Source organism: Paenibacillus sp. J22FR5 (genome assembly GCF_059691975.1).
Genome location: NZ_JCAUAN010000015.1, coordinates 31,809 through 56,429 on the forward strand (window position 1 = coordinate 31,809; position 24,621 = coordinate 56,429).

26 protein-coding genes, 3 pseudogenes and 1 riboswitch are annotated in these 24,621 nt (G+C 42.9%); of the genes and pseudogenes, 25 read left to right on the forward strand and 4 right to left on the reverse strand.

All coding sequences use genetic code 11. The features are described from left to right. Nucleotides 1–60 precede the first annotated feature (60 nt). The 7 genes from AC58P7_RS19010 (at nucleotide 61) to AC58P7_RS19040 (ending at nucleotide 5,565) form a co-directional block, all read left to right on the forward strand. Nucleotides 61–330 carry a hypothetical protein gene (locus AC58P7_RS19010; RefSeq protein ID WP_497345564.1) on the forward strand — a complete coding sequence of 90 codons (270 nt, stop codon included), beginning with the start codon at nucleotides 61–63 and terminating at the stop codon, nucleotides 328–330. A gap of 108 nt (nucleotides 331–438) precedes the next feature. Continuing rightward, nucleotides 439–1,872: a spore germination protein gene (locus tag AC58P7_RS19015; RefSeq protein ID WP_497345566.1), complete on the forward strand. Its 1,434-nt coding sequence runs from the start codon at nucleotides 439–441 to the stop codon at nucleotides 1,870–1,872. Nucleotides 1,873–1,898: 26 nt separating this feature from the next. Further along, nucleotides 1,899–3,119, forward strand: a complete 1,221-nt coding sequence (locus AC58P7_RS19020; RefSeq protein ID WP_497345568.1) for a Ger(x)C family spore germination protein — start codon at nucleotides 1,899–1,901, stop codon at nucleotides 3,117–3,119. A 6-nt stretch (nucleotides 3,120–3,125) separates the two neighbouring features. Then, nucleotides 3,126–3,356 (forward strand): hypothetical protein, encoded by a 231-nt coding sequence (locus AC58P7_RS19025; protein WP_497345570.1) that lies wholly within the window; start codon nucleotides 3,126–3,128, stop codon nucleotides 3,354–3,356. A 15-nt stretch (nucleotides 3,357–3,371) separates the two neighbouring features. Continuing rightward, a complete protein-coding gene (locus tag AC58P7_RS19030; RefSeq protein WP_497345572.1) occupies nucleotides 3,372–4,469 on the forward strand; it encodes a GerAB/ArcD/ProY family transporter in 1,098 nt (365 codons plus the stop codon). Between the two features lie 157 nt (nucleotides 4,470–4,626). Beyond that, nucleotides 4,627–4,977 (forward strand): zinc ribbon domain-containing protein, encoded by a 351-nt coding sequence (locus AC58P7_RS19035; RefSeq protein WP_497345574.1) that lies wholly within the window; start codon nucleotides 4,627–4,629, stop codon nucleotides 4,975–4,977. Nucleotides 4,978–5,109: 132 nt separating this feature from the next. After that, nucleotides 5,110–5,565 carry an SRPBCC family protein gene (locus tag AC58P7_RS19040; protein ID WP_497345576.1) on the forward strand — a complete coding sequence of 152 codons (456 nt, stop codon included), beginning with the start codon at nucleotides 5,110–5,112 and terminating at the stop codon, nucleotides 5,563–5,565. A gap of 97 nt (nucleotides 5,566–5,662) precedes the next feature. Here AC58P7_RS19040 and AC58P7_RS19045 read toward each other — a convergent pair whose 3' ends face one another. After that, entirely contained in the window at nucleotides 5,663–6,652 is a 990-nt protein-coding gene (locus tag AC58P7_RS19045) for a helix-turn-helix domain-containing protein (RefSeq protein ID WP_497345578.1), read from the reverse strand. 150 nt (nucleotides 6,653–6,802) lie between these two features. On the opposite strand from AC58P7_RS19045, the gene kdgD reads away from it, so the two are divergent. The 8 genes from kdgD to AC58P7_RS19085 all read left to right on the forward strand — a co-directional run bounded on the left by kdgD (nucleotide 6,803) and on the right by AC58P7_RS19085 (nucleotide 13,958). Then, nucleotides 6,803–7,729: a 5-dehydro-4-deoxyglucarate dehydratase gene (gene kdgD / locus AC58P7_RS19050; protein WP_497345580.1), complete on the forward strand. Its 927-nt coding sequence runs from the start codon at nucleotides 6,803–6,805 to the stop codon at nucleotides 7,727–7,729. Between the two features lie 12 nt (nucleotides 7,730–7,741). Next, nucleotides 7,742–8,743, forward strand: coding sequence for a mannonate dehydratase (locus AC58P7_RS19055; RefSeq protein ID WP_497345582.1), 1,002 nt, complete (start codon nucleotides 7,742–7,744; stop codon nucleotides 8,741–8,743). Between the two features lies 1 nt (nucleotide 8,744). Next, a complete protein-coding gene (gene gucD, locus AC58P7_RS19060) occupies nucleotides 8,745–10,202 on the forward strand; it encodes an alpha-ketoglutaric semialdehyde dehydrogenase GucD (protein WP_497345584.1) in 1,458 nt (485 codons plus the stop codon). 131 nt (nucleotides 10,203–10,333) lie between these two features. Then, nucleotides 10,334–10,681 (forward strand): ArsR/SmtB family transcription factor, encoded by a 348-nt coding sequence (locus AC58P7_RS19065; protein ID WP_497345756.1) that lies wholly within the window; start codon nucleotides 10,334–10,336, stop codon nucleotides 10,679–10,681. A 229-nt stretch (nucleotides 10,682–10,910) separates the two neighbouring features. Beyond that, nucleotides 10,911–11,714, forward strand: a complete 804-nt coding sequence (locus tag AC58P7_RS19070; protein ID WP_497345585.1) for a metallophosphoesterase — start codon at nucleotides 10,911–10,913, stop codon at nucleotides 11,712–11,714. A gap of 115 nt (nucleotides 11,715–11,829) precedes the next feature. Continuing rightward, complete coding sequence (locus AC58P7_RS19075) at nucleotides 11,830–12,609, forward strand: phosphorylase family protein (protein WP_497345587.1); 780 nt, start codon at nucleotides 11,830–11,832, stop codon at nucleotides 12,607–12,609. A gap of 37 nt (nucleotides 12,610–12,646) precedes the next feature. Beyond that, on the forward strand, nucleotides 12,647–13,288 hold the full coding sequence (locus AC58P7_RS19080) for an SDR family NAD(P)-dependent oxidoreductase (RefSeq protein WP_497345589.1): 642 nt from the start codon (nucleotides 12,647–12,649) through the stop codon (nucleotides 13,286–13,288). 109 nt (nucleotides 13,289–13,397) lie between these two features. Then, nucleotides 13,398–13,958 (forward strand): 5' nucleotidase, NT5C type, encoded by a 561-nt coding sequence (locus AC58P7_RS19085; protein ID WP_497345591.1) that lies wholly within the window; start codon nucleotides 13,398–13,400, stop codon nucleotides 13,956–13,958. A 101-nt stretch (nucleotides 13,959–14,059) separates the two neighbouring features. Here the strand turns inward: AC58P7_RS19085 and AC58P7_RS19090 are convergent. From AC58P7_RS19090 to AC58P7_RS19100, 3 genes and pseudogenes are all read right to left on the reverse strand, one after another. Next, nucleotides 14,060–14,308: pseudogene (locus tag AC58P7_RS19090) on the reverse strand (SDR family oxidoreductase); the annotation flags it as partial. 133 nt (nucleotides 14,309–14,441) lie between these two features. Next, nucleotides 14,442–15,725, reverse strand: a pseudogene (locus AC58P7_RS19095) (UDP-glucose dehydrogenase family protein); the annotation flags it as partial. Further along, nucleotides 15,661–16,818, reverse strand: coding sequence for a glycosyltransferase family 4 protein (locus AC58P7_RS19100; protein ID WP_497345593.1), 1,158 nt, complete (start codon nucleotides 16,816–16,818; stop codon nucleotides 15,661–15,663). The pseudogene AC58P7_RS19095 and the gene AC58P7_RS19100, both read right to left, overlap by 65 nt. Nucleotides 16,819–16,987: 169 nt before the next feature. Between AC58P7_RS19100 and AC58P7_RS19105 the strand changes: the two genes are divergently transcribed. The 10 genes and pseudogenes from AC58P7_RS19105 to AC58P7_RS19150 all read left to right on the forward strand — a co-directional run bounded on the left by AC58P7_RS19105 (nucleotide 16,988) and on the right by AC58P7_RS19150 (nucleotide 24,611). Then, nucleotides 16,988–17,785: a VOC family protein gene (locus AC58P7_RS19105; protein WP_497345595.1), complete on the forward strand. Its 798-nt coding sequence runs from the start codon at nucleotides 16,988–16,990 to the stop codon at nucleotides 17,783–17,785. 48 nt (nucleotides 17,786–17,833) lie between these two features. Beyond that, nucleotides 17,834–17,926: pseudogene (locus AC58P7_RS19110) on the forward strand (hypothetical protein); the annotation flags it as partial. Between the two features lie 107 nt (nucleotides 17,927–18,033). Next, on the forward strand, nucleotides 18,034–18,486 hold the full coding sequence (locus AC58P7_RS19115; protein WP_497345597.1) for a YoqH family protein: 453 nt from the start codon (nucleotides 18,034–18,036) through the stop codon (nucleotides 18,484–18,486). Between the two features lie 128 nt (nucleotides 18,487–18,614). Next, nucleotides 18,615–19,028, forward strand: a complete 414-nt coding sequence (locus tag AC58P7_RS19120; protein WP_497345599.1) for a hypothetical protein — start codon at nucleotides 18,615–18,617, stop codon at nucleotides 19,026–19,028. 51 nt (nucleotides 19,029–19,079) lie between these two features. Then, nucleotides 19,080–19,487: a RidA family protein gene (locus tag AC58P7_RS19125; RefSeq protein WP_497345601.1), complete on the forward strand. Its 408-nt coding sequence runs from the start codon at nucleotides 19,080–19,082 to the stop codon at nucleotides 19,485–19,487. Nucleotides 19,488–19,883: 396 nt separating this feature from the next. Further along, nucleotides 19,884–21,512, forward strand: coding sequence for a hypothetical protein (locus AC58P7_RS19130; protein WP_497345603.1), 1,629 nt, complete (start codon nucleotides 19,884–19,886; stop codon nucleotides 21,510–21,512). A 59-nt stretch (nucleotides 21,513–21,571) separates the two neighbouring features. Beyond that, nucleotides 21,572–21,649, forward strand: a riboswitch (ZMP/ZTP riboswitch). A 57-nt stretch (nucleotides 21,650–21,706) separates the two neighbouring features. Next, the gene (locus tag AC58P7_RS19135; protein WP_497345605.1) at nucleotides 21,707–22,549 is read left to right on the forward strand and encodes a bifunctional 5,10-methylenetetrahydrofolate dehydrogenase/5,10-methenyltetrahydrofolate cyclohydrolase; all 843 of its coding nucleotides are present in this window, start codon (nucleotides 21,707–21,709) and stop codon (nucleotides 22,547–22,549) included. Nucleotides 22,550–22,573: 24 nt separating this feature from the next. Further along, the gene (locus AC58P7_RS19140) at nucleotides 22,574–23,131 is read left to right on the forward strand and encodes a DUF6886 family protein (protein WP_497345607.1); all 558 of its coding nucleotides are present in this window, start codon (nucleotides 22,574–22,576) and stop codon (nucleotides 23,129–23,131) included. Nucleotides 23,132–23,300: 169 nt separating this feature from the next. Then, nucleotides 23,301–24,065 (forward strand): sugar phosphate isomerase/epimerase family protein, encoded by a 765-nt coding sequence (locus AC58P7_RS19145; RefSeq protein ID WP_497345609.1) that lies wholly within the window; start codon nucleotides 23,301–23,303, stop codon nucleotides 24,063–24,065. A 126-nt stretch (nucleotides 24,066–24,191) separates the two neighbouring features. Further along, nucleotides 24,192–24,611 (forward strand): hypothetical protein, encoded by a 420-nt coding sequence (locus AC58P7_RS19150; protein WP_497345610.1) that lies wholly within the window; start codon nucleotides 24,192–24,194, stop codon nucleotides 24,609–24,611. The last annotated feature ends 10 nt before the right edge of the window (nucleotides 24,612–24,621 follow it).

Genomic DNA, 24,621 nt, shown 5'->3' on the forward strand with positions numbered 1-24,621 from the left:
CCAATTTAAAACAAATGAATAAAATAGTAGGGAAACTAGAAAGAGAGAGGGTGAGAAAGCATGATGAAAAAAGCGCAAGCTGCAAGATTGGAAAATCAGGTCTATTCGAATCGCGTTGCACGTTCGGAATTCGATAATAACTGGAAGGCGAGTGTGTCGCGTAGTGGTTACGTCGTGTATACAGCAACTAAAAACAACGCAAAGATTATCGTTTTACTTACCAGTGGGTTAAGAAAGTTGATAATTTTCAATAAGGGAGGCAAAGTACTCGTAGGCTCTGGCGGGGTAAGTCATTATAGTAAACCGCATAAGGCGCAGGATTTGAATTAGCCTAGATAACTAAAAGCCCTCTTGAAAACTCGCGCGAATCGCGCGTTTTTTTGGTTCATAAATTATTTTTCATTTTTTGGAAATACTTACTATGAGGTGGAATCGCGCATGCAAACGGAGCAACAGATGATGAACTTTTCAGCCCAATTGTCCGAAAATATCCATTATTTACAGACCGTAATGGGCGATAGCTCGGACTTTGTTACACGTTACTTGTCGCTTGCAGGTGATGTGCAGATAGCACTTTTTTACTTGGATGGCATGGTCGATAAACAAGCACTTCAGGAGAGTATTATTCAGTGTTTACATGCTCAAACGCCGAATATGGAGAATGAGATTACGATCCAATCAATCAAAATGAATGTACTTAACGCCTCAGAAGTACTTAGTACGAGATCTATTGTGGAGGCATTAGATTTGCTGCTTTCAGGTGCCGTACTCCTAGTCATGGAGGGGGCTGTGGAAAGTATTGCTGTGCCTTTACAAGGTTGGGAAGAACGCAGTATTTCGGACTCGAAGACACAATCTGTTGTCAGAGGTCCTCAGGATTCATTCACTGAAACGCTGCGAACCAATACGACCTTAGTTCGAAGAAGAGTGAAGGACACGAGGGTTCGAGTAACAGCTACGAAAGTCGGAGGTTTAACGAAAACGGATATTGCTTTTATGTATGTTGATGGTTTGCACAATCCGAATCTCCTTCAAACATTACAGATGCGTTTATCGAATGCCAAATTGGAGAACGTCTTGGAGGGAGAGTATTTAGAAGAAATTTTATTAGAAAAGAAACAACTCACACTTTTCCCGGTTATTTACAATACAGATCGACCAGATATTATCGCTTCGGGCATTCTGGAAGGCAAAATTGCCATCTTCATTGATGGTACACCATTCGTTCTTTTGGCCCCAGCCTTGTTCGTTGATTTTATCAAATCTGTCGAGGATAAGTACCAATCTTACGTTTTTAGTAATCTTATTCGATTATTACGTTATTTTGCTTTATCGATCTGTATGCTGGCCCCTTCCATTTATATAATGCTGACGACATTTCATCAGGACATGCTGCCTTCACAGCTATTGTTGAGTCTAGCCGCGCAACGAGAAGGGGTTCCATTCCCCGCTTTCTTTGAGGCTATCTTAATGGAAATTACATTTGAAATATTGCGTGAAGCTGGAATTAGAATGCCCCGCACGGTTGGACAAGCGGTTTCAATTGTTGGAACGATCGTCATCGGGCAGGCCGCTGTAGAAGCCACCATAGTATCTGCGGTTATGGTCATTGTCGTTGCCATAACGGCGATTTCGAGTTTTGTAATTCCTTCCTATAGTATGTCGATTCCAATCCGAATCGTTCGTTTTGGTTTTATGATGCTTGCTGCTAGTTTCGGTATCTATGGCTTGACTATAGGAGTCATTCTCTTATTGATTCATTTATGCAATTTGCAATCTTTTGGTGTTCCCTATATGAGTCCTCTTGCACCATTCAACAAGAAGGAGCAAAGTGATAGTATTTTTCGTTTACCTTTTCGGAACAAGAACTAACCTTAAACGAAACGGAGAATGCCACCGTGAAACTATGGAGAAATAAGACTTTTTTGCGATGTATAGCAGCCATATTGGTCTTGCTCTTGTTGTCAGGGTGTTGGAACCGGAGAGAGTTAAATGAACTAGCAGTCGTACTTGCTATGGGGATTGATCATAAGGAAGATCAATACATAGCGACCGTTCAAGTGGTGGATCCCTCTCAAATGTCAAGAAATCGCTTGGCAGAACGTTCTCCAACTCGTATTTATTCTGAAAAAGCTTCAACCGTGTTTGAGGCTTTGCGGAAAATAACAACACAATCTTCACGGAAATTGTATCTTTCTCATTTGCTTTTACTGCTATTTGATGAAGATGTTGCTCGATCAGGTATTAAGGAACCATTGGATTTTCTATTTCGCGATCACGAAGTTAGGCCCGACTTTAATTTGGCTGTAGCCAGAGGAAACAGCGCCAAAGATATCATATCTTTTGTTACACCGATGGAAGTATTGCCTGCTATAGATTTATATAAATCGCTGCGAGTTTCCGAAAAGGTTTGGGCGCCAACAACTGCTGTCAGTGTGAAAACGATCATGGAAAATTTAACGAAAAAAGGGATTGAACCTGTATTGACGGGGCTTACCTTAGAAGGCGATGTCGAGAAAGGGTTGTATGCAGAAAACATTAAGCAACCAAAAGCATTCTCCAATTTCAAATTTAAAGGTATAGGCATATTTCGAGATGATCGTTTAATTGGATGGCTCAATGAGGCGGATAGCAGGTCATTTAGCTTTATTTCCAATCATGTTACCAATACGGTTGCTCATGTTAGCTGTCCTCATTCGAAGGGGGTATTTAATATAGAGGTTAAGCAGGCCAAGGTGAAAGCAGATTCTACGATGAAAGCTGACAAGCCATTCGTAAATCTGCATGTAGATATTGAAGCTAATGTTGCCGAAGTGCAATGTGAGATAGATATGACGGATGAAGCTACTTTTCTTGCTATGCAATCGAATGCGAGTAAACAATTGAAGCAAGTCATCGCGAATGGTATTCGTAACGTTCAAAGCAATTATGGTGTAGATATTTATGGCTTTGGTGAATTATTCCATAGGAGGTATCCAACTTATTGGCATCAAAAGGAAGAGGAATGGAATCACATATTTAGCGACCTGCCTTTTGAGATTACGATGAATTACAAGCTTCGCAAATTCGGCAAAATCATCAGTCCCATTGATAATAAACCAGATCAACATAAGGAGTGAATGCGGTTGCTACAAGTTTTTTGCATCATTATCGCGGTAATTGCCTTCCTTATCGAGAGTAGAAGTTTAAAGAAGCAAAAGCTGGTACGTGATCTGGTTGTTAGCGGAGGCTTTCTTTTGTTGGGTGTGCTATTGAGTATTTTACATATACGACATGTGAACGTTCCAAGTCCCATGTCTGCCATTGAGACGGTATTTCGTCCGATTAGTAATTATGTTGCAGGAATTCTCTCATGAGGAAAGGTGATCAGGATGACCAATCAGCTCATTTCGAGCAGGCAAGCAACTATGTGGTTCACTCTTTATCTATTAGGAAGCGCCTTATTAATTCTACCAGCTGCTTTGGCTGGCGTGTCCAAACAAGATTCATGGATTGCAGTTCTTGTTGCAATTGGTGCTTTTCTTTCTTTCAGCCCTGTATATATCAAGTTAGCAGCTCAAATGAAAGGTAAAACCGTAATAGAGCATTTAACGTTCTTAATCGGAAAATATCCTGCCAAAATCACACTATTCCTCTTCTTGATGTTTTTTCCATTTCTTACTTTTATTCTCGTATTGAATGATTTGGGCGCATTTCTAACGACATCGATTATCCCTGAAACACCACATGAGGCGATCTATGTATTGATGCTAATCGCGGTAGTTTGTGTAGTTAGAGCTGGTGTAACAATTGCCGGTCGAGTAGCAGAATTGTTGTTTTTTGCCTATTTGTTACTTATCTTATTGGGCTATTCGGGCTTACTGCCTGTGTTTAAAATAAGTAATATACTTCCTCTTCTAGAATTTGGGTTTAAGCCTGTTATGCACGGTGCTCTACTTCTTCTAGCGTTCCCCTATTTAGAAGGTGTGCTTTTTTTGTTTTTCGCTCCTCATCTTCAGGATCGTTCAAAATGGAAAAGTATCCTAATCCAAAGTGCTCTGATGAGCGGTATAACCTTTTTTAGCATTACATTATTAGTGATCGGAACACTTAGCGAGGGTGTAACAGCCAATTTAACATATCCAAGCTATTTTGTCTTGCGGACGGTGAACTACGCCGATCTCTATGAACGCTTTGAACAGTTATTTGCAGTGCTGTGGTATATCACCATCTTTTTTCGATTATCCTTACTTTTGCATGTGGTCTCACAAGGGCTGGCTGGAATTTTTCAGTTGAAAAATGCAAAATCTTTGATCATTCCGTTGTCATTAATTGGGCTTACGAGTGCAAAAGATATTTTTCCAAACTATACAGTTGTGATTACTGCCTTACAAGTGTGGCCCTATTACGCCCTTATTTTTGGTATGATACTTCCCATAGTCCTACTCATTCTTGGAGGAGTGAAGGGAAGATCAACGACAATCCATTGAAAAAAAAGTTTTTCGTGCATACAACTTGAACAATGATCCATTGGATTTTTTCTCATATTGCATGTCCAACTGTTGCCTGAACGGTATTACTTTACGACATACCCGCATATGATTCGATATGAAGTGATTCTAATCAGGGCCGGGGAGTGGAAAGGGTATGTCTTTTTTTGATAAAGTCAAACAAGGCGCATCAGAAGCGGCAAAAAAAGCGCAACAAACTGTAGAGATTACAAGATTTAAAACCCAAATTTCATCGAAAGAAAGAGAAATTGAAAAGATTTATAAACTGATCGGGGAGTCTGTCTACACATCGTATCTGACTGGAGATTATACACAGGTCGAAGCGAATGTGTCCGATTTCTGTCAAGGTATCTCGCAAATCAATCAAGAAATCAGCGAAATTGAACAAAAGATAACTGAAGTTAGGAATGAAAAGGAATGCGTATGCGGCAAAGTTGTTGTTGCGGATACCAAGTTCTGTTCATCCTGTGGTCATCATTTTGCCTGAAAAATAAGTTGACTTGTAAGCAAAAAAGCAGTGATCTCAGCGGTTGATCTGGGAGTACTGCTTTTGTTTGGGTTGAACCACTTCCTATGTTATGATTGTAGGAAATTAGGCAATTAGAATGGAGAAATCATAATGACTAATGAGATCATTCATCCCATTGTTAAGGTAGAAATGATGATTAGAAAACCCGTGCACGAAGTATTTGAAGCATTTATCGATCCAGAGATCACGGCGAAATTTTGGTTTACCCAAGGCAGTGGAAAATTAGAAGTTGGCCAACGAGTGCAATGGGTTTGGGAAATGTACGGTGCAACAGTCAAAGTTGAGGTCAAAGAAATCGAGTTAAACAAGCGGATTCTCATCGATTGGGGCACCTTGGTAGAGTGGACTTTTAACTCATTAGCAGATAACGAAACATTTGTTACGATCACGAACACGGGTTTCACAGGGAATGGTGATGAAATGGTAAAGCATGCGCTAGATTCAACAGAAGGATTTACGCTTGTTTTATGTGGACTGAAGGCCTATCTTGAGCATGGGATCCGTTTGAATCTCGTGTCGGACAAGGCACCATACGCACATATTTAACAAGTTCTCACTAGACATTGCAGCGTAAGTCCCAGCACTACCACCAGCACCAATTACAGCCTCAGCCCCAGCCCCCTAACTCCCGCAGTAACTAGTCTTAATCTACACTTATTCCCTCACTTTTCTGCGCAATCCTATTCTTCTGATACCTAGTCGCAACTTGTGCTAAATACTTGTGAATCCACGCGTCGACGGTTTCAGCGTTCAAGCAATTTTTGCGGAAATGGCTAGGAGGCGTTCCCATTTCCCTGGTGAAAACCTGGGTAAAGTAGTGAATGCTTTCAAATCCGGTATCCTCGGCGATTTGTTTCAACGGGACATCCGTGTAGCCTAGTAAGTAGGCGGCTCGCTTGATCCTTTCCGTTTTGACAATGGAAGGGAAGGATTGCCCCAATTCATCAGCGATCAGGCGTGATAGCTGCCGTTCCGATAAGTGAAGACTCTGTGCCACATCCGAAAGCGCCATTTTATGAGAAAGATGCTCTTGTATATAAGCTTTGACCTTCTTGAGAGTGCCCTGAAGCTCCAGATCAGTTGTAGAGGAAGATGCTTCCCCAGAGCGACAATGCTGCAGAAATAAGGCAATACAGCTCAAGACTAGTGTATAGGCCAACTGCTGGACCGTCTCCTTATACCGATCTCCTGTCTCCGAAGATTGAATGAGCAACGCTTGCCAGATGAGATAAGGTCCTGTCTGTTCAGCGTTCGGGATGAATAGGTGCGGATAAGCGCAAAGCTGCTTGAAATCCGCCATAAAGGCTTCACTGGACTCCGACGCGATCGGCTCAAGCGCGAAAAATAAGAGCAGCATGCCTGCATCGCTTTGAATGGAGTGGCGGCTTTCAGGCTTCGAGCAGTAGAGTGTGCCTGGCCGAAGCGGATAGGTGACCCCGTCGTGAAAGTAATGCCCTGCGCCTTCAACGACATAGCATATTTCAAAAAAAGAATGTGTATGGGGACGATTTCCTTTATGCTGCGGTTTTGCACCCCAATAGTGGACAAAGATGGAGGCAGAGGCACCTTGTAACTGAACCAGGTTTTGGTTGAGATACAGGTTACTTCGCGTATAAATGGATGGATTCAGCACGCATGGGGGGCTCCCTTCAAGTAGACTGAAGATCATTATATCACGGATTTTTTGAAAAAAAGCGGCATGTTTTTATAAAGACGGTGATGCCTTACGTTATCTATAATTACTTTCATGGGTATGGAAGAAAACGAAAAGGGGCCAATAACCATGGGGAAAGATTTGAACATTTCACTTGCAGGAATTATGGGTTTTCCGGTGACACCATTTGATGAGCAGGAGCAGATGGATGTGAATGCATTCGAAGCAAACGTCCGATTTCTAGTGGAAAATGGTTTGGATTCTGTATTCGTTTGTGCAGGTTCAGGAGAATACCAATCCTTAGATAGCAAGGAATATGAGCAATTAGTTTCCGTAGCCGTAGCAACTGTCGCAGGCCAAGTACCTGTTTTTGCAGGTGCAGGAGGCAATGTGAGAGCAGCATTAGATCGTGCCCAGTTAGCAGAAAAGCTTGGAGCCGACGGCTTATTGCTGCTTCCGCCATACCTGATCATTCCTGAGCAGGAGGGGTTGTATCAGTATTATCGGACACTTGCGCAGAGTACAGCATTACCGGTTATTATCTATCAACGTGATAACGCGATTTTCACATTGAGCACGCTTGAAAAGCTGAGTTGTCTGCCTAATGTCATTGGATTCAAAGATGGCTTGGGCAATTTTGAGCTAAATATTGAATTCGTACAATCTCTCGGTTCAAGGTTACAATGGATGAACGGCATGCCTTTAGCTGAATTAACGATGCCGGCTTACTCGGCCCTGGGTTATCTTTCGTATTCATCCGCTATTTCCAATTACATCCCACAGGTGTCGAGAACTTTTTATAGGAGCTTACTTGCTGGAGATCAGGCGATGGTTACTTCCATTTATCAAGAAGTTATTTTACCAATCCATCGTATTCGTCAAATGCGTAAAGGGTATGCGGTTTCACTCATTAAAGCAGGCATGAACATTGTCGGGTTGCCAGTAGGTCTGCAGGTTCGAACTCCGCTTGTTCAAGTGGAACGTGAGCATTTTACGCGTTTGGAGTCAATTATTAAGCGGAGTTTAGACCTTGTCGCGATAGCCAATAACGGTTAGGAGGAAAATATCATGATGAAGGTATCCATTCAAGTTCCCACATGTGAACTATCCGATAGCGATTTAAGACAAATGTGCCAACTTGGGGTTGATTGTATTGATTTCACACAGGGAGGTTCATTTCCAGGTGTTCGTGAACAAGGATATCCTGACTTAGATAAACTGCTACAGTTAAAACGCAGAGTTCGCTCGCATGGGATGGAAATAAATCGAGTAACGCTGCCCGATATGTCAGCTAGCTTTATGCTGGATGAGCCTGGTTCAGAGATTCAATTGGACAACGTCAGTAACGCAATCAAAACCTTTGGTGAGGCTGGGATTTCGCTCGTACGTCAGCGTTTTGCAGGAGATGTGTTTCCTTATATGGCGGAGGAATACACTGCGGTGCATCGGGGAGGCGCGCTAGTACGCGGCGAGTCCTTGAAGCCAAATCCGGACAAACAACCTCCCACTGTGGAACAACTAAATGCTTGGTGGAAGCGCTTCGATCATGTCTTCGGTAAACTGGTTCCGCTTGCAGAAGAGTACGATATGAAATTGGCTGTGCATCCTTCCGACACACCTTACCCTAACACGCCGTTCGGTGGACTCGGTTTGAATCGAGTGATTGATAGTTACCCTAGCAGAAACGTTGGTCTTGTCTATTGTGTAGGAACACGTGGTGAAGCTGGCGGAACGCCGCTTGTTCTGGATGAAATTTATCAGTATGGCCGTAAGGATAAAATCTTTCTAGTCCATTTCCGCAATGTGCGGGGAAGTCTGGCGACGGCAGGTGCATTTGAAGAGGCGATGCTGGACGATGGTCACATGAATATGGCGAAAATTTTACTGGAGCTTCATAAGGTCGGTTATAACGGTTGTATTAATCCAGACCACATTACCTCGCTAGAAATGGATCGCGCACCTTTTAAAAGTGCAGAATCCAAAATGAATTGGGTCGGCTGGGCCTATGCCATTGGTTATGTAAAAGCGCTATTGGCGGCATTAACTGAGTTTAGAGGCGGGAGAGACTAACATGACGGAAATAAAAACCTATCTGAACTATATCAATGGTCAATGGCTTGCGGCATCCAGCGGCGAGGTAGAGGAGAGTATCAACCCAGCTAATCGACATGAAGTCGTAGGATATGTACAAAAAACATCCATACAGGATTTAAATGATGCTGTCATCGCTGCAAAAGAGTCGAAGCTCGGCTGGCGCAAATTGTCTGGCTCGGCGCGAGGTGAATATTTGTACAAGGTGGCAGACAAGCTTGAGCGTCGATTGGATGAAGTTGCGAAAATGATGACGCGTGAAATGGGAAAAACTTTCCCTGAGGCCAAAGGTGAAACCGCGCGGGGCATCGCTATTTTGCGCTATTATGCAGGCGAAGGCATGCGCAAGACAGGTGACGTAATTCCGTCCACGGATAGCGCTGCTTTAATGTTTACGACTCGCGTGCCACTTGGTGTAGTGGGTGTGATTACGCCATGGAATTTCCCTGTTGCGATTCCAATTTGGAAAATAGCACCTGCTTTAATCTTCGGCAATACCATCGTGTTTAAGCCTGCTCAGGAAACCGCTGTAACCGCTGCACTTGTTATGGAATGTTTCCATGAGGCGGGCATTCCTGCTGGTGTCGTCAATATGGTGACAGGCCAAGGAGACGTGATTGGTCAAGCGATTGCCGATCATCCGGACATTCACGGAATTACCTTTACGGGTTCGGATCGCATTGGAAAAGGTGTTGGTCAGAGCGCACTCGCCAAAGGGGCTAAGTTTCAGCTAGAAATGGGCGGTAAAAACCCGATTATCGTGGTCAAAGATGCGGATATCGACCTCGCCGTGGAGGCAACAGTTAGCGGTGGTTTACGTTCAACCGGGCAGAAATGCACAGCAACGAGTCGAGTTATCGTGCAAAGCGAAATTTACGATGTGTTTAAAGATAAGCTTCTCCAGAGAATTAAGGAGATCCGCGTAGGTCCGGGTATGGATGCTTCAACATGGATGGGTCCATGTGCAAGCGAAAAACAATATCATACTGTGTTATCCTACATTGCCAAAGGAATTGAAGAGGGCGGCACCTTGCTTTGCGGCGGTGGTAAAGCGCAAGGGCAGGGCTTGGATGCAGGGTTTTTCATTGAGCCAACGGTGTTTGAACATATTACAAGCGCGATGACCATCGCGCAGGAAGAGATTTTCGGACCTGTTCTTGCCTTAATAAAGGTGGATTCTTTCGAGGAAGCCATTCGAATTGCGAATGATGTGAAATTTGGCCTCAGTGCATCGATTTTCACACGTGATTTCTCCAAAATGCTTACCTTCATGCATGATATCGATGCAGGCCTTGTGCGAGTTAATGCCGAGAGTGCGGGGGTGGAGCTGCAAGCACCGTTTGGCGGCATGAAATTATCCAGCTCAGGCTCAAGGGAGCAAGGGCAGTCGGCCATTGAGTTTTACACAGATATTAAGACGGTGTTTATCAAATCTTAAAAGAGGGCCAGTTGCTGTTGCAACTGGCTTTTGCCTTTTGGGGGAACTTGACACGGTACCTCGTTGCAACGCATAATGATAAGACTCCATTAGGTGTCCCATTTAAGTATGAAGAGTCGGGAGAGGTTATTTTGAACGAGAAGAGTCCACCAATACGAGATGTCTATGATGCTGTAGCCGATCCAACTCGGCGCAAGCTCCTTCAACTTTTAGCCGAAGTAGAGGAATTGCCTCTCCACGAGATCACGCTTCATTTCGAAATGGGGCGAACGGCGGTTTCTAAGCATTTGATGATCCTGAGAGAGGCTGGTCTTGTATCCGATCGTAAAGTTGGCCGAGAAACACGTTATCGACTTCAGCCTGCTCCGCTGAAGGAAATCCAAGATTGGGTAGCTTTCTATGGGAAGTTCTGGAACGATAATGTGGCGCGGTTACAGCAATTATTGCAAGGGAAACTAGACGAAGACGAAAACAAATAATCGCTTATTATGTGAACCGCGCTTAGCGCGGTTTTTTTATTTACTTATTACGATTCCTCCATGAAATTGGATAATGATGTGAAAAAGATGTATATTTGCATGTATGCAAAGTCCAGTTGGTTATCCGGCATAAAAGCCTGCACATTAGCAGTTTTGCTCTACATTTGTTTGTATATTCTAGCGTTGAAACGTGTAAGCGAATCATTGAGGGGGAGGTTGTTATCGTGATATGGTGATAACCATTGTACTAGCAATACTCGTGCTCGGAGCACTATTTCTTGCTTATAGTACCTTATGGGTCAAATATGAACATATTCACCTCGGCGATCCAGTTAAGAAGAGTTTCACCGTTGTTCAGATATCGGATCTGCATGGGCAAACCCGTTTCATCAATGGTTCTCTGAGTAAATTGGTGAATAACGTCAAACCTGATCTTGTGATGATCACGGGTGACTTGGCCACAAGCAAGACTCAACTGAATAAGGTTCTAGAGGAAATTCGTAAAATAGTTTGCCCTCATCAATTTTTTGTGCCGGGTAATCATGAGCGTAAAGGAATAGTGGAATCCCAAATACAGACGTATTCGGAGCAAGAATATGATGCACTTATAAGGACTATTCAGGCGTCGAATATGGTAGTCTTATCCAATTGTGAATACCCGATCGTGATGGGTGAGAAACAGTGGTTGATCTATGGTTTTGATAACTCGATTAGTGGTTATGAACGTCTGACTGTTAGGTTGGATGAAATTCACAAATATGATTATGTCATTCTGCTTGCGCATTCCCCGGGTCTGATTAAATCAGATCTGCATAACCAACTGCCGTATGACTTACTGCTCGCAGGACATACTCATGGAGGCCAAGTTAGGCTGCTCGGACACACGATTGGTGCATATAAGAACTATCATGTCGGGCTCAGACGATTAGATAGGCGAAGACATTTGTATATCAATCGTGGATTAGGAACCTCGCGAATTCCGATTCGAGTGGCTTGTTCTCCGGAGATTACGGTTTTTAAAATTAGTATCTAACAAGGCTGCCGCGGGTGCTCGTGGTGGTCTTTTTCATTTGGATAAAAAAGGAAATGATCCTACCTCAACGAATTGGTTAGCTAAGAAGTTGTCAAATCGGAGGGAGGTGTACGCGGTGTCTGAAATACAGAACAGGTATTTAACCCCTGGGGCTGTAATGGTCAACAGATTTCAGAAGGGGCCGAAGCCAGATTGGCAAGTAGTTATTTTGTGTTTTAGGGATTTTCTAGGCTGTGAAATTATGGTCCAAACCTTGGATGCCAAGCCTGTTTATGGTTACAAGGTTTTTTACGGGATAGATGCCAATGAGACGCATAAGCAAGTTTTTGAGGCTGAAATGGATGGTAAGAAGATAGGCATCATTACAAGGTTAAGCTGGGGAGGTCCACAAGCTGCTATTCTTGTGGAAGAATTGTCTCACATAGGCGTAGCCTACATCATTGGGTATGGAGCGGCAGGCTCGATTGATCGGGGTGTGCATAAAGGTGAACTTATCGTGGGGACCCAATCTTACTTAACGGATGGAACAAGTCGAACTTATTTGCCCGATAGGGAAGAAGTGCACTGTGATCAGGATCTGCTGCACATCATCCAGGAGGTCAGTGCCGTATGTGAGATGCCCATGAAAGAAGTCCTTGTTGCCAATGTGGATGCGCTCTATAGGGAAACAAAAGACCTTATACGCAGCTATCAAGCAAGAGGAGCTCAGATTGTTAATTTGGAGACTTCTGCCTTATATGCTGCTGCTGAAATTTGTGGCGTAAAGTCGATTTGGCTGGGCTTCATCAGTGATAGTTTGGTCAGCGATACGTGGGACAATTGGGATACGAATACGGAAACGTTGTCTAAGAAGTGTGCTTTGATTTGTAAAATGGCGATTGAGAAAATTGAATAGGTTGTAGCTATTCGAAATGAATCGGGAGGTGCCTTGAATGAGCAAGCATGTCTACATCATTACGGGAGCCTCTAGTGGGCTTGGGGCAGAATTATTACGTGAGCTGTTGTCAGAGGATAATCAAGTCTTTTGTTTATCGCGGACGAAGTATAAGGATATTCAACAGACTGTAGATGATTCAGGTTATCTATATCATTTCATTTCAGCAGATCTCGCACAGGTGGATTCCATACAGGTGATCTTTCAAGAGATTATGGAATCAATAGATTCGTCAAAGGTTGAAACATTTACCCTAATTAACAATGCGGCTACGGTCTCTCCAATTAAAAACATTCAAGCATGTACGCAAGACGACATTGTTACGTCAATTCAACTAAATCTGACAGCGCCAATTATTCTTACATCTTGTTTTATTAAAGAAACAAAGGAATGGAAGGCCAAACGAACAATTGTGAACATCTCTTCTGGTTCGGGGCAATACCCCGCAAGTAGTATGAGCATGTATTGCTCAACGAAAGCCGCACTGAATATGTTTACACAATGTGTGGATCTTGAGCAAGCGAAGGAAATGAATCCTGTTCGGGTGCTTTCAATAGATCCAGGAATGATGAATACGGGCATGCAACAAACAGCACGGGAAACTGATTTCGAGTTATCGACCTATTTTACATATCAATAAGAAGTGGGAAATCTGACTGAGCCAGAAGAAGTAGCTCGGAAAATATTGCTTGAAATCCGGTCAGCACAGCACGTAAACGATTAAATAAAAACATTGGAGATGTTACGGAATGCATATTGGTATTGATTTAGACAACACGGTACTTGATGCTACTTCATCTTATTTACATTATTATAATCAAGTATCGGGGTTGGAACTATCACATAAGGATGTCAACGATTTTTATTTGTATAAGCTTTATGGATGGGATGTAGCAAAACGAGATGAAGTCTATCAAAGTTATGGACATGATATTCATTGGAATTCGGTCCCATTTCCCATGGCTGTAGAGATATTACAACAATTGTATAAGCAAAATCAGATCACGATTATTACGGCAAGACCCTTATATTTTCAAAACGTCACCATAGATTGGCTTGAAAAGCATAAGATTCCGTATCATCAAATTTCCTTAGTTGAAAATAAGCTGCATGAGTGCATTCGTTTAGGGATAGATATACTTATTGATGATGGTCCACATTATGCCGATGAGTTCGCTGCTGCTCAAAAACCCGTCATTCTGTATGAACAGCCCTACAATGTGAGCATTACAAACGAATGTGTGTATCGAGCGTCGAATTGGGTAGAAGTCAAGAAACAGATTGATCAGTTTGCTTCAATTTCCAGTTGATTACATATACACCAAACAACGTTCTCCGTCTTAATGACGAAGAGCGTTGTTTTTATTTCGACTACTTTTCAGTTCGCTAACCCTATCAAATATCAAAAGATTTACATCGTCTGTCCACTATCAACGGTGATGATTTGTCCGGTCATGGACTCTTGTTCCAGGGCTGCGCATATCATTTGTGCGATGTCTTCAGGGGTTGAGATTTGTCGTAGCAGCAGGTTTGGAGCTAGTTTCTGCATCTGATCTTCTCTTCCAATCCACCATCGGGTCGAGACTGCTCCTGGAGCGACACAGTTTACCCGAATATGTGGTGCTAGCGCTTGTGCTAACGATTTGGTTAAACCATGAATGGTAATGAGGAACGGGGAGAGGAATAGAACTGTTATTCTGTTCCATAGCATATTCCACAACTCGCCCCATTGGTACGTAGGTAACACCTTGCACACCCATTAACTCTGAGATCACATCATCGGATAATACATTTCGACCGTCCAGTAGGATAGGCAGGCGCATTTGCTGAACTAGGTAAACCCAATTCAGTTCAGCAAACTGCGGCCATTCTGTCATAATGATGATCGCATCAGCAGAAGCAGATGCTTCGTATGCGGAAGTCGTCAGAAAAACACCATCCAGCGCAACATGCTGAATCACAGGATCATACGCTTGAACTTCAATGCCATAGAGTTGACATAACTGTACTAATGAGAGAAAGGGCGCATCCCGTAGATCATTCGTATTCGGTTTGAATGAAATGCCAAGCACGGCTAATCGCTTACCACGCTGGTTGCCCCATAGCGAAATAAGCTTATCCATCATCTGCGGTATTCGTTCTTCATTGATTTGAGCTGTGGCTTCAAGTAAAGGAAGTGAGCGACCGATGGCTCTACCAGAAGTCAGTAGTGATTGTAAATCTTTTGAAAAGCAAGATCCGCCATACCCCACACCTGCTTGTAAAAAGTGAGACCCGATGCGTCGATCCGAACCCACGCCTTTCATAACCTCCCGAATATCCGCGTCATACCCTTCACATACATCAGACATCATATTTGCAAATGAAATTTTCATCGCAAGGAAAGCATTGGAAGCGTATTTAATAAGCTCCGCACTGCGCCGATCACAAACTTGAATAGGGGCATTGATCCCATTGTACAATTGACGAAGCGCTGACTCTGCCTGATGCGAACGGCAACCAAAGACTATGCGATCGGGAAACATAAAATCGGTAATGGCACTCCCTTGTCTTAAGAATTCGGGGTTAAAAGCAACTTCTGTTCGTATTCCCGCGTCGAGTAGACTGGCTTCAATCTCATCACAGGTGCCCACGGGAACGGTACTTTTCACAATCACAAGTGGTGGACAGACTTCAGCCGCCTTGAATTGAGCTAGGACATGTTCAACTTGGCTCAAATCCGTATGACCATCCATGTGTGTTGGGGTTCCAACGGCAATCAAAAGAGCGTCAGCTCCCGCTGATGCTCTTATGATGTCTGTTTCAAAAAGTAATTTCCCTTCACTTCTGTATGCGAAAACCAATTCATCCAGTCCTGGCTCCCAAACGCTCAATTTATTTATTTGTAAGTCTCGTATGATTTGTTCACGATCGACAGCTGTAACCATGTGACCCAACTTTGCAAAGCAAGCAGCAGCTACTAAACCGACATACCCAGTTCCGATGATCGTTAATCGCATGCGTAATCCTCCTTTAAGCCGAGTAGAATCCAGATTTCTTCCCGATGCGGCGAAAATCAATAATTTGCTCATAATCATGAAGCAATTGATCAAAAATGGCGTCCCACGAACGCCCGAGCGCAAAATTTCTGGCTTCTATACGGAAGCTTGCCATTCGATTTACGTCATCCACCAACGTGCAAATTTCGCGAATAAACGATTGAGGTTGGCGGGGTGTACATAAAATGCCAGTTTCTCCGGGCAGCACCATTTCTCGCACGCCGCCGCTATTGGCAGCAATAACCGGGAGTCCGGATGCCATAGCCTCTTGAACGACATTTCCAAACGTCTCGGTACTGGAAGGAAATACGAAGAGGTCAGCGGAAGCATAAATCTGGGCAAGCTCTTCGCCCTGTTTATAGCCTGCAAACGTCACATTATCAGGTGCTTGCTCGCGCAGTTCATGATGCTGCGGTCCGTCACCTACGATAAGCCAGTGAACACGAACTTTCACGGAATCAGGCAATAATTTCATGATAGCGGTTAGGGTATCTATATCTTTTTCAGGGGCAATTCGGCCAACGTATAGGAAAAGGTAAGGGGCAGTAATGCCGTAACGTTCACGAACATGGTTACTTTTCTTTTCCGGTGTATATAAGGAACAATCTACACCTCGCGACCAGAGCATCATGCGATCCAATCCTTGTTCTTGTAGAGTTTGAATGGTATCGCGCGATGGGGCAAAGGTAGCATCGCAGGATTGATGAAACCATTTCATATAGCTCCAATATAGTGGCACAGCAGGTTTCATCCGATAATAAGCCAGATAACGATCAAAGTGAGTATGATAGGAGGCCACATGTGGAATGCGATGCTTGCGAGCGTAGTGAAGGCCACATAAGCCAAGATTAAAAGGGGTCGCCAGATGGAGCAAATCTGGCCGAAAGCGATCGAGCTCCGTACGGATCGAAGCGAGGTTGGGTAAGGCTAGACGGCACTCGGGATATAGAAAAAACGGGATGCTGGTAATGGGACGAATAGGATCGGAATAATGGGTATCGGATGTGCTTTTGGGTGAAAAAACGAGATGCTCGACGCTACGTCGATGCAAATAATCCGTTAACCGCCCAAGCGTGAGTGCTACACCGTTCATTTGAGGAACAAAAGTGTCGGTAAACAACGCGAGACGCATAGGAATCCCTCCTGAAGTTCCAATTTAACTTAAGCGTAACATCGGAATATTCGGGGAGTGTCATTTGGATATAAATTTATTTTAATAAATGAGGATGGGAACTTTCTAAACAAAAATGTATACTAAGTCTAATGACATGTTAGAAACTTCAGAAAGGTGTGGCTAACCTATGATTACGCATTTTGCTCATTTACAATTACCTACATTATCCATGCAAGGCGTGAAACAATTTTATCAGGATCAGTTACGCTTCCCACTTATTTCTGAAACCGAGAATCAGATTAGCTTCCAGCTGACGGAATACTGTACCTTGTCATTTTGCGAAACGGAAGAAGCTTTGCGCCCAGCGCATTTTGCATTTGAAGTTCCATATTCTGAATTTGATGATGTCGTGAGCGAGCTTCAAAAAGCAGGCGTTACCTTATTAAAATGGCCGGACGGCCGTCTCATTGACCACTTCGCAACTGGGAAGAATGTGTACTTCCGTGACGGAGATGGGAATTTATTGGAAATGATTGCTCATCCTTATGTTAAAGAAGGTATCCTAACGCCGAGTGGTGATCTGAGAATCTTATATCTGCGAGAAATCGGTTTTCCTGTGGATCATGTTGTTGGATTTAGAGAATGGTTGGTTGATCTCTTCAATTTCAAACTGGATAAAGTGTCGGATAACTTTTGTTTTGCGATCGGAGGAACCGCGCACGCCGTGATTCCTTCGAAGAAGCGTAAGTGGATTCCTATTGCCATGACAGCTTTGCAACCCTCCATGAAAGTCACTTTTGGGGTAAGTCGGAATACGTACATGGATCAGGTTAAATCCATGTTAGATACGAAAGGCTTACCTCATGCGTGGAACGAAGAAGGACATTTATGTTTTAAACTAAATACGTATGAGTTCCATTTGATGCTCACAAATTTCCCGGAAGATGTACCTGTTCGCTTGAATTTACCATATTCAATCAGGTAAGATCAGGGTTTCCAAGAAAATACGTGTTTTGAGGAGCAAGAAGCGGCTAAGACCTACATCGATTTTGTGGAATCCACCATCGGCGTGAAGATTTCAACGGTTTCGGTTGGACCAAGACGTGAACAAGTTATCCAAAGATAGATGCTGGTTTACTTTGTTTAGCCGCCGCGAGGTGGCTTTTTAACCATACATCATAGGAATCTGGTATTTGGGAAAAATAACCACAATGCATTTTTGGAGGGATTCATATGAAGCAAATAATTGTGGTTATTGTGATGTTGGGGAGCGTCCTTCTACGTCCAGAGCAAGGCAAAGCCGACGTTTCAATGCCGTGTAGTGCTATTCTTGAACCTGTACATACGACCAATGCAAATGCCAAAGGAGCAGCCCTCGTCTACAAAGTAAAGTTAACGCCAAGCTTTCCTCGTACGAGTATAAGTATGCATGCGAATCACTTGCCTGAGCCATCTACATGGGGAGACTATGATGGATATGAAGGCTTTACTTTTATTCCTAACGAGATTAGTTGGCGCTTCAAATTGTATCCAACCCCTGAGGAAGGCGGTCCGAGTTGGGCGGGGAGGATTGACGATATAACAGCTGATTTATCGAATAGTACTATGGAGGTCCGACTTTCAAATACGACAACGGGGAAGTTGGGGCCCGTGATTTTACAGAAGGCCATGAATTCTTGTAAATAATTGAAATACTTTGCAACTTATCTATGTTAACATCGTCTTAAATAATGAATTGTTAAAATCTGGGTCGAGAAAAGACCTGGAATTGTTGTATATAACCTACACACTAATTCATTCGATGAGGCGATGCTATGAAGTGGTTGAAAACTCTAGCTTTACTCGTGTGTGTTACTTGTGCGGGAGGTTGCACTACAGTTATTATTAAAAGTTCGAATGATGTAGTGAGCCTTCAGCAAGCAGACGAATTAATGCCGACCGTAAAGAAGCTATTTGCTGAGAACTTGGAAAAAGAAGAGATATCATCGGTATCCCTAGACAGGAGAATCTTGAATTTCAATATTCATGATGATATGCAAATGATTAAAAACGAGAAGGATACCTACTTTATTGTGACCTACGACACATTACCAGCTTCCATGGAGTTCATTTTGACAGGCGGCGGTGAACGGACCGAGGATGGTTGGATCAGAAACTGTGAACTTCATGTTACGATTCAAGAGACAGATGGCGAATATCAAATAAAAAGTTTGACTTCTGGGCTGTGAATGTATCGATCCAATAATTTATTAATATTTATAATTCTAGGGGGACTAAACATGATAGAACAAACCATTGCACAAAGATTAGAAAGACTAGGGATCGTTCTCCCACAGGCTAGTGATCCAGTAAAAGGTCCTTCGGGCAGTCCCAAAGGGAAATTAGGAAAAGATTACTCAACTGAAGAAGGATATCAATTCGCTAGACAAGCTGGTATAGAGATTCTTGCTGTCCTACAGTCTGCCCTAGGATCTTTGGATCATGTCAAAAGAGTTGTTAAGCTGCAAGGTTTTGTTAACGCAATTCCTGAGTTTGAGGAGCATCACAAGGTGTTGAATGGATGTTCGGATGTCATGTTGGATGTTTTCGGTGAAAAGGGGATGCATGCTAGATCCGTCTTCGGGGCAGTTTCCGTTCGTGACAACCTGCCGATCATTGTAGATTCTATTTTTGAAATTGAAGAATAATCAGGAGCTGTCATTGATGAATCCGTTTCATGATAGGTCAATATGGGTGTTGAGATGAGTCCAAATGTAAGAGGGATTTCGCACAATTCGCCTATTCGATTCATCTGAGTAATGTACAAGTAAAAGAGGTTATCACTAATAATCGTCATCCTGTTTTACCAGAGCTTGATCCGCGTGACGGCTGGGCACCAATCGAAGATTATCTTAAGATAATTTCCGAAGAGAACGATCATGTTAAAATCATGTTTGAGCATCGATCTGAATGTATTCGTGATGAACAATTGAATTAATGTTATCATTGGGTTGAACGTTTATTGAACGATGGAAAATTAACGTAAGGAACATGATCTTATTTTTTCATGAGGCAGAAAGCAAGCTTTGGAGGTTATTTATAAAGTGAAACGAGCAAGATGGAAGTTAGCAACGTATGTGCCATTTGTACTAATTTTAATAGTTATTGGTTTGATTCAAACATGCATGTTGGCTAATGAAACGGTGAAGCCATACCCAGAACCTTTCGGCCGTGCAACAGAATTACCTCAGTTAGCAACTTATGGGGAACCTGTTCACATGGTTGGTGATAGCAGTTTTGTTTATCGTTCTGGACAAACATTTGCCTATGTTACGATTTATAGTGAAGGGCAATATACCTCTGAAACACGTCCTTTACCGGTAACGGAATCATTCCATTCTTATCGGTTGATAGATAAGGACCATGTCATCTGGATCGGAGAAGGCAATAAGCTATACGCCAGTGAGTGGAAGAATGGTTCATGGTCTCCAAAGAATGTGCTGAATGAAAATGACATCACGGATGTTCAAACAGTCATTGGATCCCAAGGGGAGAACGTGCTGCTCGCCTACAATGAATCTTCACTCTTCATAGGAACCTTTCTTCCTACTGAGAAGCTAAATTGGTCCAAACTTGAAATAGCTAACTTGAAGCAGTTAAAAGCTGTAAGTGATGCAACAGGCAACCTTTCCCTTGTTTATGCAGTCAGTAAGGAAGGCAATGAATCCTTTCACTACGCGCAGCTAGCGACTGCCACATGGAAGCCGCTTGTGCAGAGCAAGCTAAAAGACTTGGATTTTGTATCAAGTAGTTTGGATGATATGGCGCTCAGTGTACAGGATTCATCGTTAATATCCGTATATACCACCAGCTCACGCAAATCGGGTAAAAGTAACTTGCACATGTTTACGTTTGTTTCAAATCAACCAGACAAGGTACAAGAAGAAATGCTTAATATTCCTGTCTTGAAGGGAATGGATTCCGATACTATTTTACATCCTACGTTTACGAAAGCATCATCTGGTGACGTAACACTTGTGGTGTCATCCGTTTATGAGAAAAATCGGCGACAAACCAGTCAAGAGGTTTACAAGATTGGCTTTAAGGATGGGAAAATGATGGACTCTACTAGGATTACTCAATTCGGTGGTTTCGCTTCATATCCGAACTTTGTCTCGAACAACAGTAGTTCCTTAGCCATCTGGCTGGATGCCATGAACGCTGAATCGTTCCGTGTTTACTACGCAACAGATCAGCTCCCCTATTTAGAACGAGTGAATAAAATTAGTGCAAATGATTTGCAAAAAGCTGCAGGGAATCTGCCGCTGTTTTGGGGGATCGGATTACTCACTTCACTGATAAGTCTAAAATGGATCGTATTGCCAGGCCTTTATTTAGTTGTCATCAGTGTTTTCTGGCAGTATCATTATGACGAGCACGCAAGAAGGCACTTCGGTATATCGCTTGCGATGTATCTCATCGTAAAGGCGCTATTCATCGGAGATTTCCGTAAGGCTATCGCGCTTCAGGTAATGCCAGAAATTCTACAATCGGTATGGGTTAACTTGATTCTACTCATTATTTTCGCATTGATTTCATATTTGTTCACCAGACTGTGGAGAAAAGGGCTCACCGAACGCAATGTTGGATTGGAGATGTGTTACTTCGTTGTGCTGGATGTTTTCATGACAAATGTATGGCATTCGTTCTTTATGTCTCCGGCAAATTTGTAGAGTTGCTCATTAAAATATATTGAAAATTATGGAATACGTTGCTATGATACAAATATGAATACACTGTGTGTGACTGGCGGAGCATGAGGAACCATGAGGAAGCACATGGATAACGGCCGTACGCCTGGGCAGAGGTAAGGGGAAATCCCCTTACCTCTTTATGTTTACTCCTAACTTGAGAGGGATGATGGGATATGTCTGCGGAAACATTAATCTTGGATGGTAATCGAGTTGCAAGCGACATGAAAGAGGCATTGCTGGGTAGAATTTTTCAAATATCCCAAAAAGGAATTATCCCTTGCTTAGCGACTATTCTAGTTGGTGATGATCCTTCATCAGCTACTTATGTGAGGATGAAAGGGAACCAGTGTAAGCGATTGGGTATCCGATCAATTCGTGTTGAGCTTCCTAAACATACATCGACGGATGAATTGGTTGCCGAGATAAATAAATTGAATGCTGACTCCAGTGTACATGGGATTTTGCTACAACACCCTGTGCCTGATCATATTGATGAAAGAGCAGCATTCGAAGCCATTCGTATTGAAAAAGATGTAGATGGCGTAACTACGCTGGGATTTGCTCAAAATGCTTTCGGCTTAGCTGATTTTCCTTCCTGTACGCCGGCGGCGATTATTTCCATACTGGACTCTTATAGGATTTCAATTGAAGGGAAACATGCTGTAGTGATAGGAAGAAGCCCAATCCTTGGAAAGCCGGTTTCCATCATGTTATTAAATCGGAATGCAACTGTTACCATTTGTCATTCGAAGACTACGAATTTAGAAGAAATGGTACGGTTAGGTGACATTGTAGTAGCAGCTGTTGGTAAACCGAAATTTGTGAAAGGTGAATGGATTAAACCAGGTGCCATCGTTGTGGATGCTGGGTACAATGAAGGAAACATTGGGGATGTTGATTATGAGTCTTGTCAGGAGAAAGCATCAGCGATTACGCCTGTTCCAGCAGGTGTTGGCCCTGTCACAATAGCGACTTTGCTCAAACATACGGTTGATGCGGCGGAGAAGTTAGCTTAGTTGATATTTTAAGGGGGAGCAAAAGTGAAGTTATTTCACGTAAGCGAAGAAAAGGACATTCCCATTTTCAACCCTAGAATCCCCACAAGAAAAGATTTGGACCCAGAGAAAGCGTTAGTTTGGGCGATCAACGAGAGATGCTTGCCCAATTTCCTAACGCCGCGGAATTGCCCGAGAGTGACGTATCATTGTAACGAAGCAACCGCAGAGGAAGATCGGAATAAGTTTATTTCTTCGAATTCCATGCATCATGTCGTGGCTATTGAGCATAAATGGTTTGAAATTATGAAGAATACAACGTTATATGTGTATGAGTTTGATGCTTCTGATTTTTATCCTCAAGATCCTAGTGCGGGGTATTATGTGAGCGGGAAATCTCAAGTTCCCTTCAATCAATTTGAAATTACTGATTTATTCGGTGAGCTCATCAAACGAAATGTGGAAGTACGACTCCTAGATAATTTGTGGGATTTATGCGATAAAATTCAACAGACAAGTTTCAATTATTCGATGTGTAGAATGGGCTTTGCGGAGCGGGCATTTCACAAGCGGATCCGAATGCACAATAAATTGTATACATAATTGAGTTTGTTGAATGTAAGAAGGGCTGCCGTAAATGGCAGCTCTTCTTTTTAGTTAAATTCAACGATTTATACAAATTAGACAAGCCATTGGATAAATTCACGATCCTATTCATTGGGTAATTTTGTTATATTAGAAAAGTAGAACAGTTAGTAAGGGAGGAATGTTCATGAACACTTTTGGATGGTGCAGTGGAATTCAGGAGGCGGAAAGACTTCAACGACTGGGCTTTGACTATATCGAATGCGCGCTCGTTTCATTAAATTTAGAGGACGAAGCGGATTATTCCGCTAAGCTTCCACTATACATGAATAGTCCTCTCCCGGTGCAGGTGTTCAGCATCTTTTTTCCTGGGGATTTAAGGGTTATTGGTCCTGAAGCAGATGAAGAACGAATTCGACGTTACGTCCACAAAGCTGCAAATGCCTTACATAAGATTGGTGCCGCAACAGTCGTTCTCGGTAGTGGGAAAGCACGTCATATACCAGATGGCTGGGAACGAAATCGTGCAGAGGAGCAGCTTCTTCAGCTTCTTTCTCTGATGGGTGATGCGTTCCAGGGTACTGGAGTGACTTTGGCCATTGAGCCTTTGAATCAAAAGGAATCCAACATCGTGAACACCGTTTCTGAAGCGGTTATGTTTGCCAAACAGGTGAATCATCCCTCTATTCGGGTTCTAGCGGATTTCTATCATATGGATGAAGAGCTGGATCAGATTCAGACGCTTATCGAAAACAAAGAATGGTTACAGCATATTCATATCGCTGATACTGGACGGTTGTCTCCTGGGACAGGGCAGTACCCGTATGATCAATTTGTCGCTGCATTGAAGGTTTCCGGCTACGAAGGAAGGATTTCCGCGGAGTGCACCGTTCATGATCCAGAGACGGAGTTTGCGGCAAGTTTGGCATTTATGAAAAGAACGTTCCTATAGGTCCATGTGTAAAGCAACTGATCCTAGATCAGTTGTTTTTTACCTATTTCCGCCTAAATTATGGTAGAATCTAATTGAAATTGCATTTGAAGTCTTTAGAAATCATACTCATTTGAGGTAGCAGCTATGAACATTTATTTGACGGTTAAAAGTCTGGGAAAGAGGAAGGATTACCTCACGAAAAGGAGTTATCCGCTTGCTGAAACCCCGCTTACGCTAAGAGACCTAATAACGCAGGTCGTTCTCAGTCATGTAGATCTTTTGAAGAGTAAGGAAATTGGCGTACCGTTGGTTCAGTATCTCTCTGAAAACGCGATCAAAATTCAAGGCGCTGTTGGCAAAGTAGGTTTTGGCACGACCTATAACGACAACAACGTTAGCGAGGAAAAAGCTGTCCATACAGCTTTATTGGCGTTCGAAGATGGATTATTTAAAGTGTTTTTGAATGAGGAAGAAGTCGTAGATTTGGACCAACTCGTGATTGTTAAAGATGAGGATGAGGTCGTATTCATTAGATTTACAATGTTAGCCGGTAGAATGTGGTGAATGGAGGAAG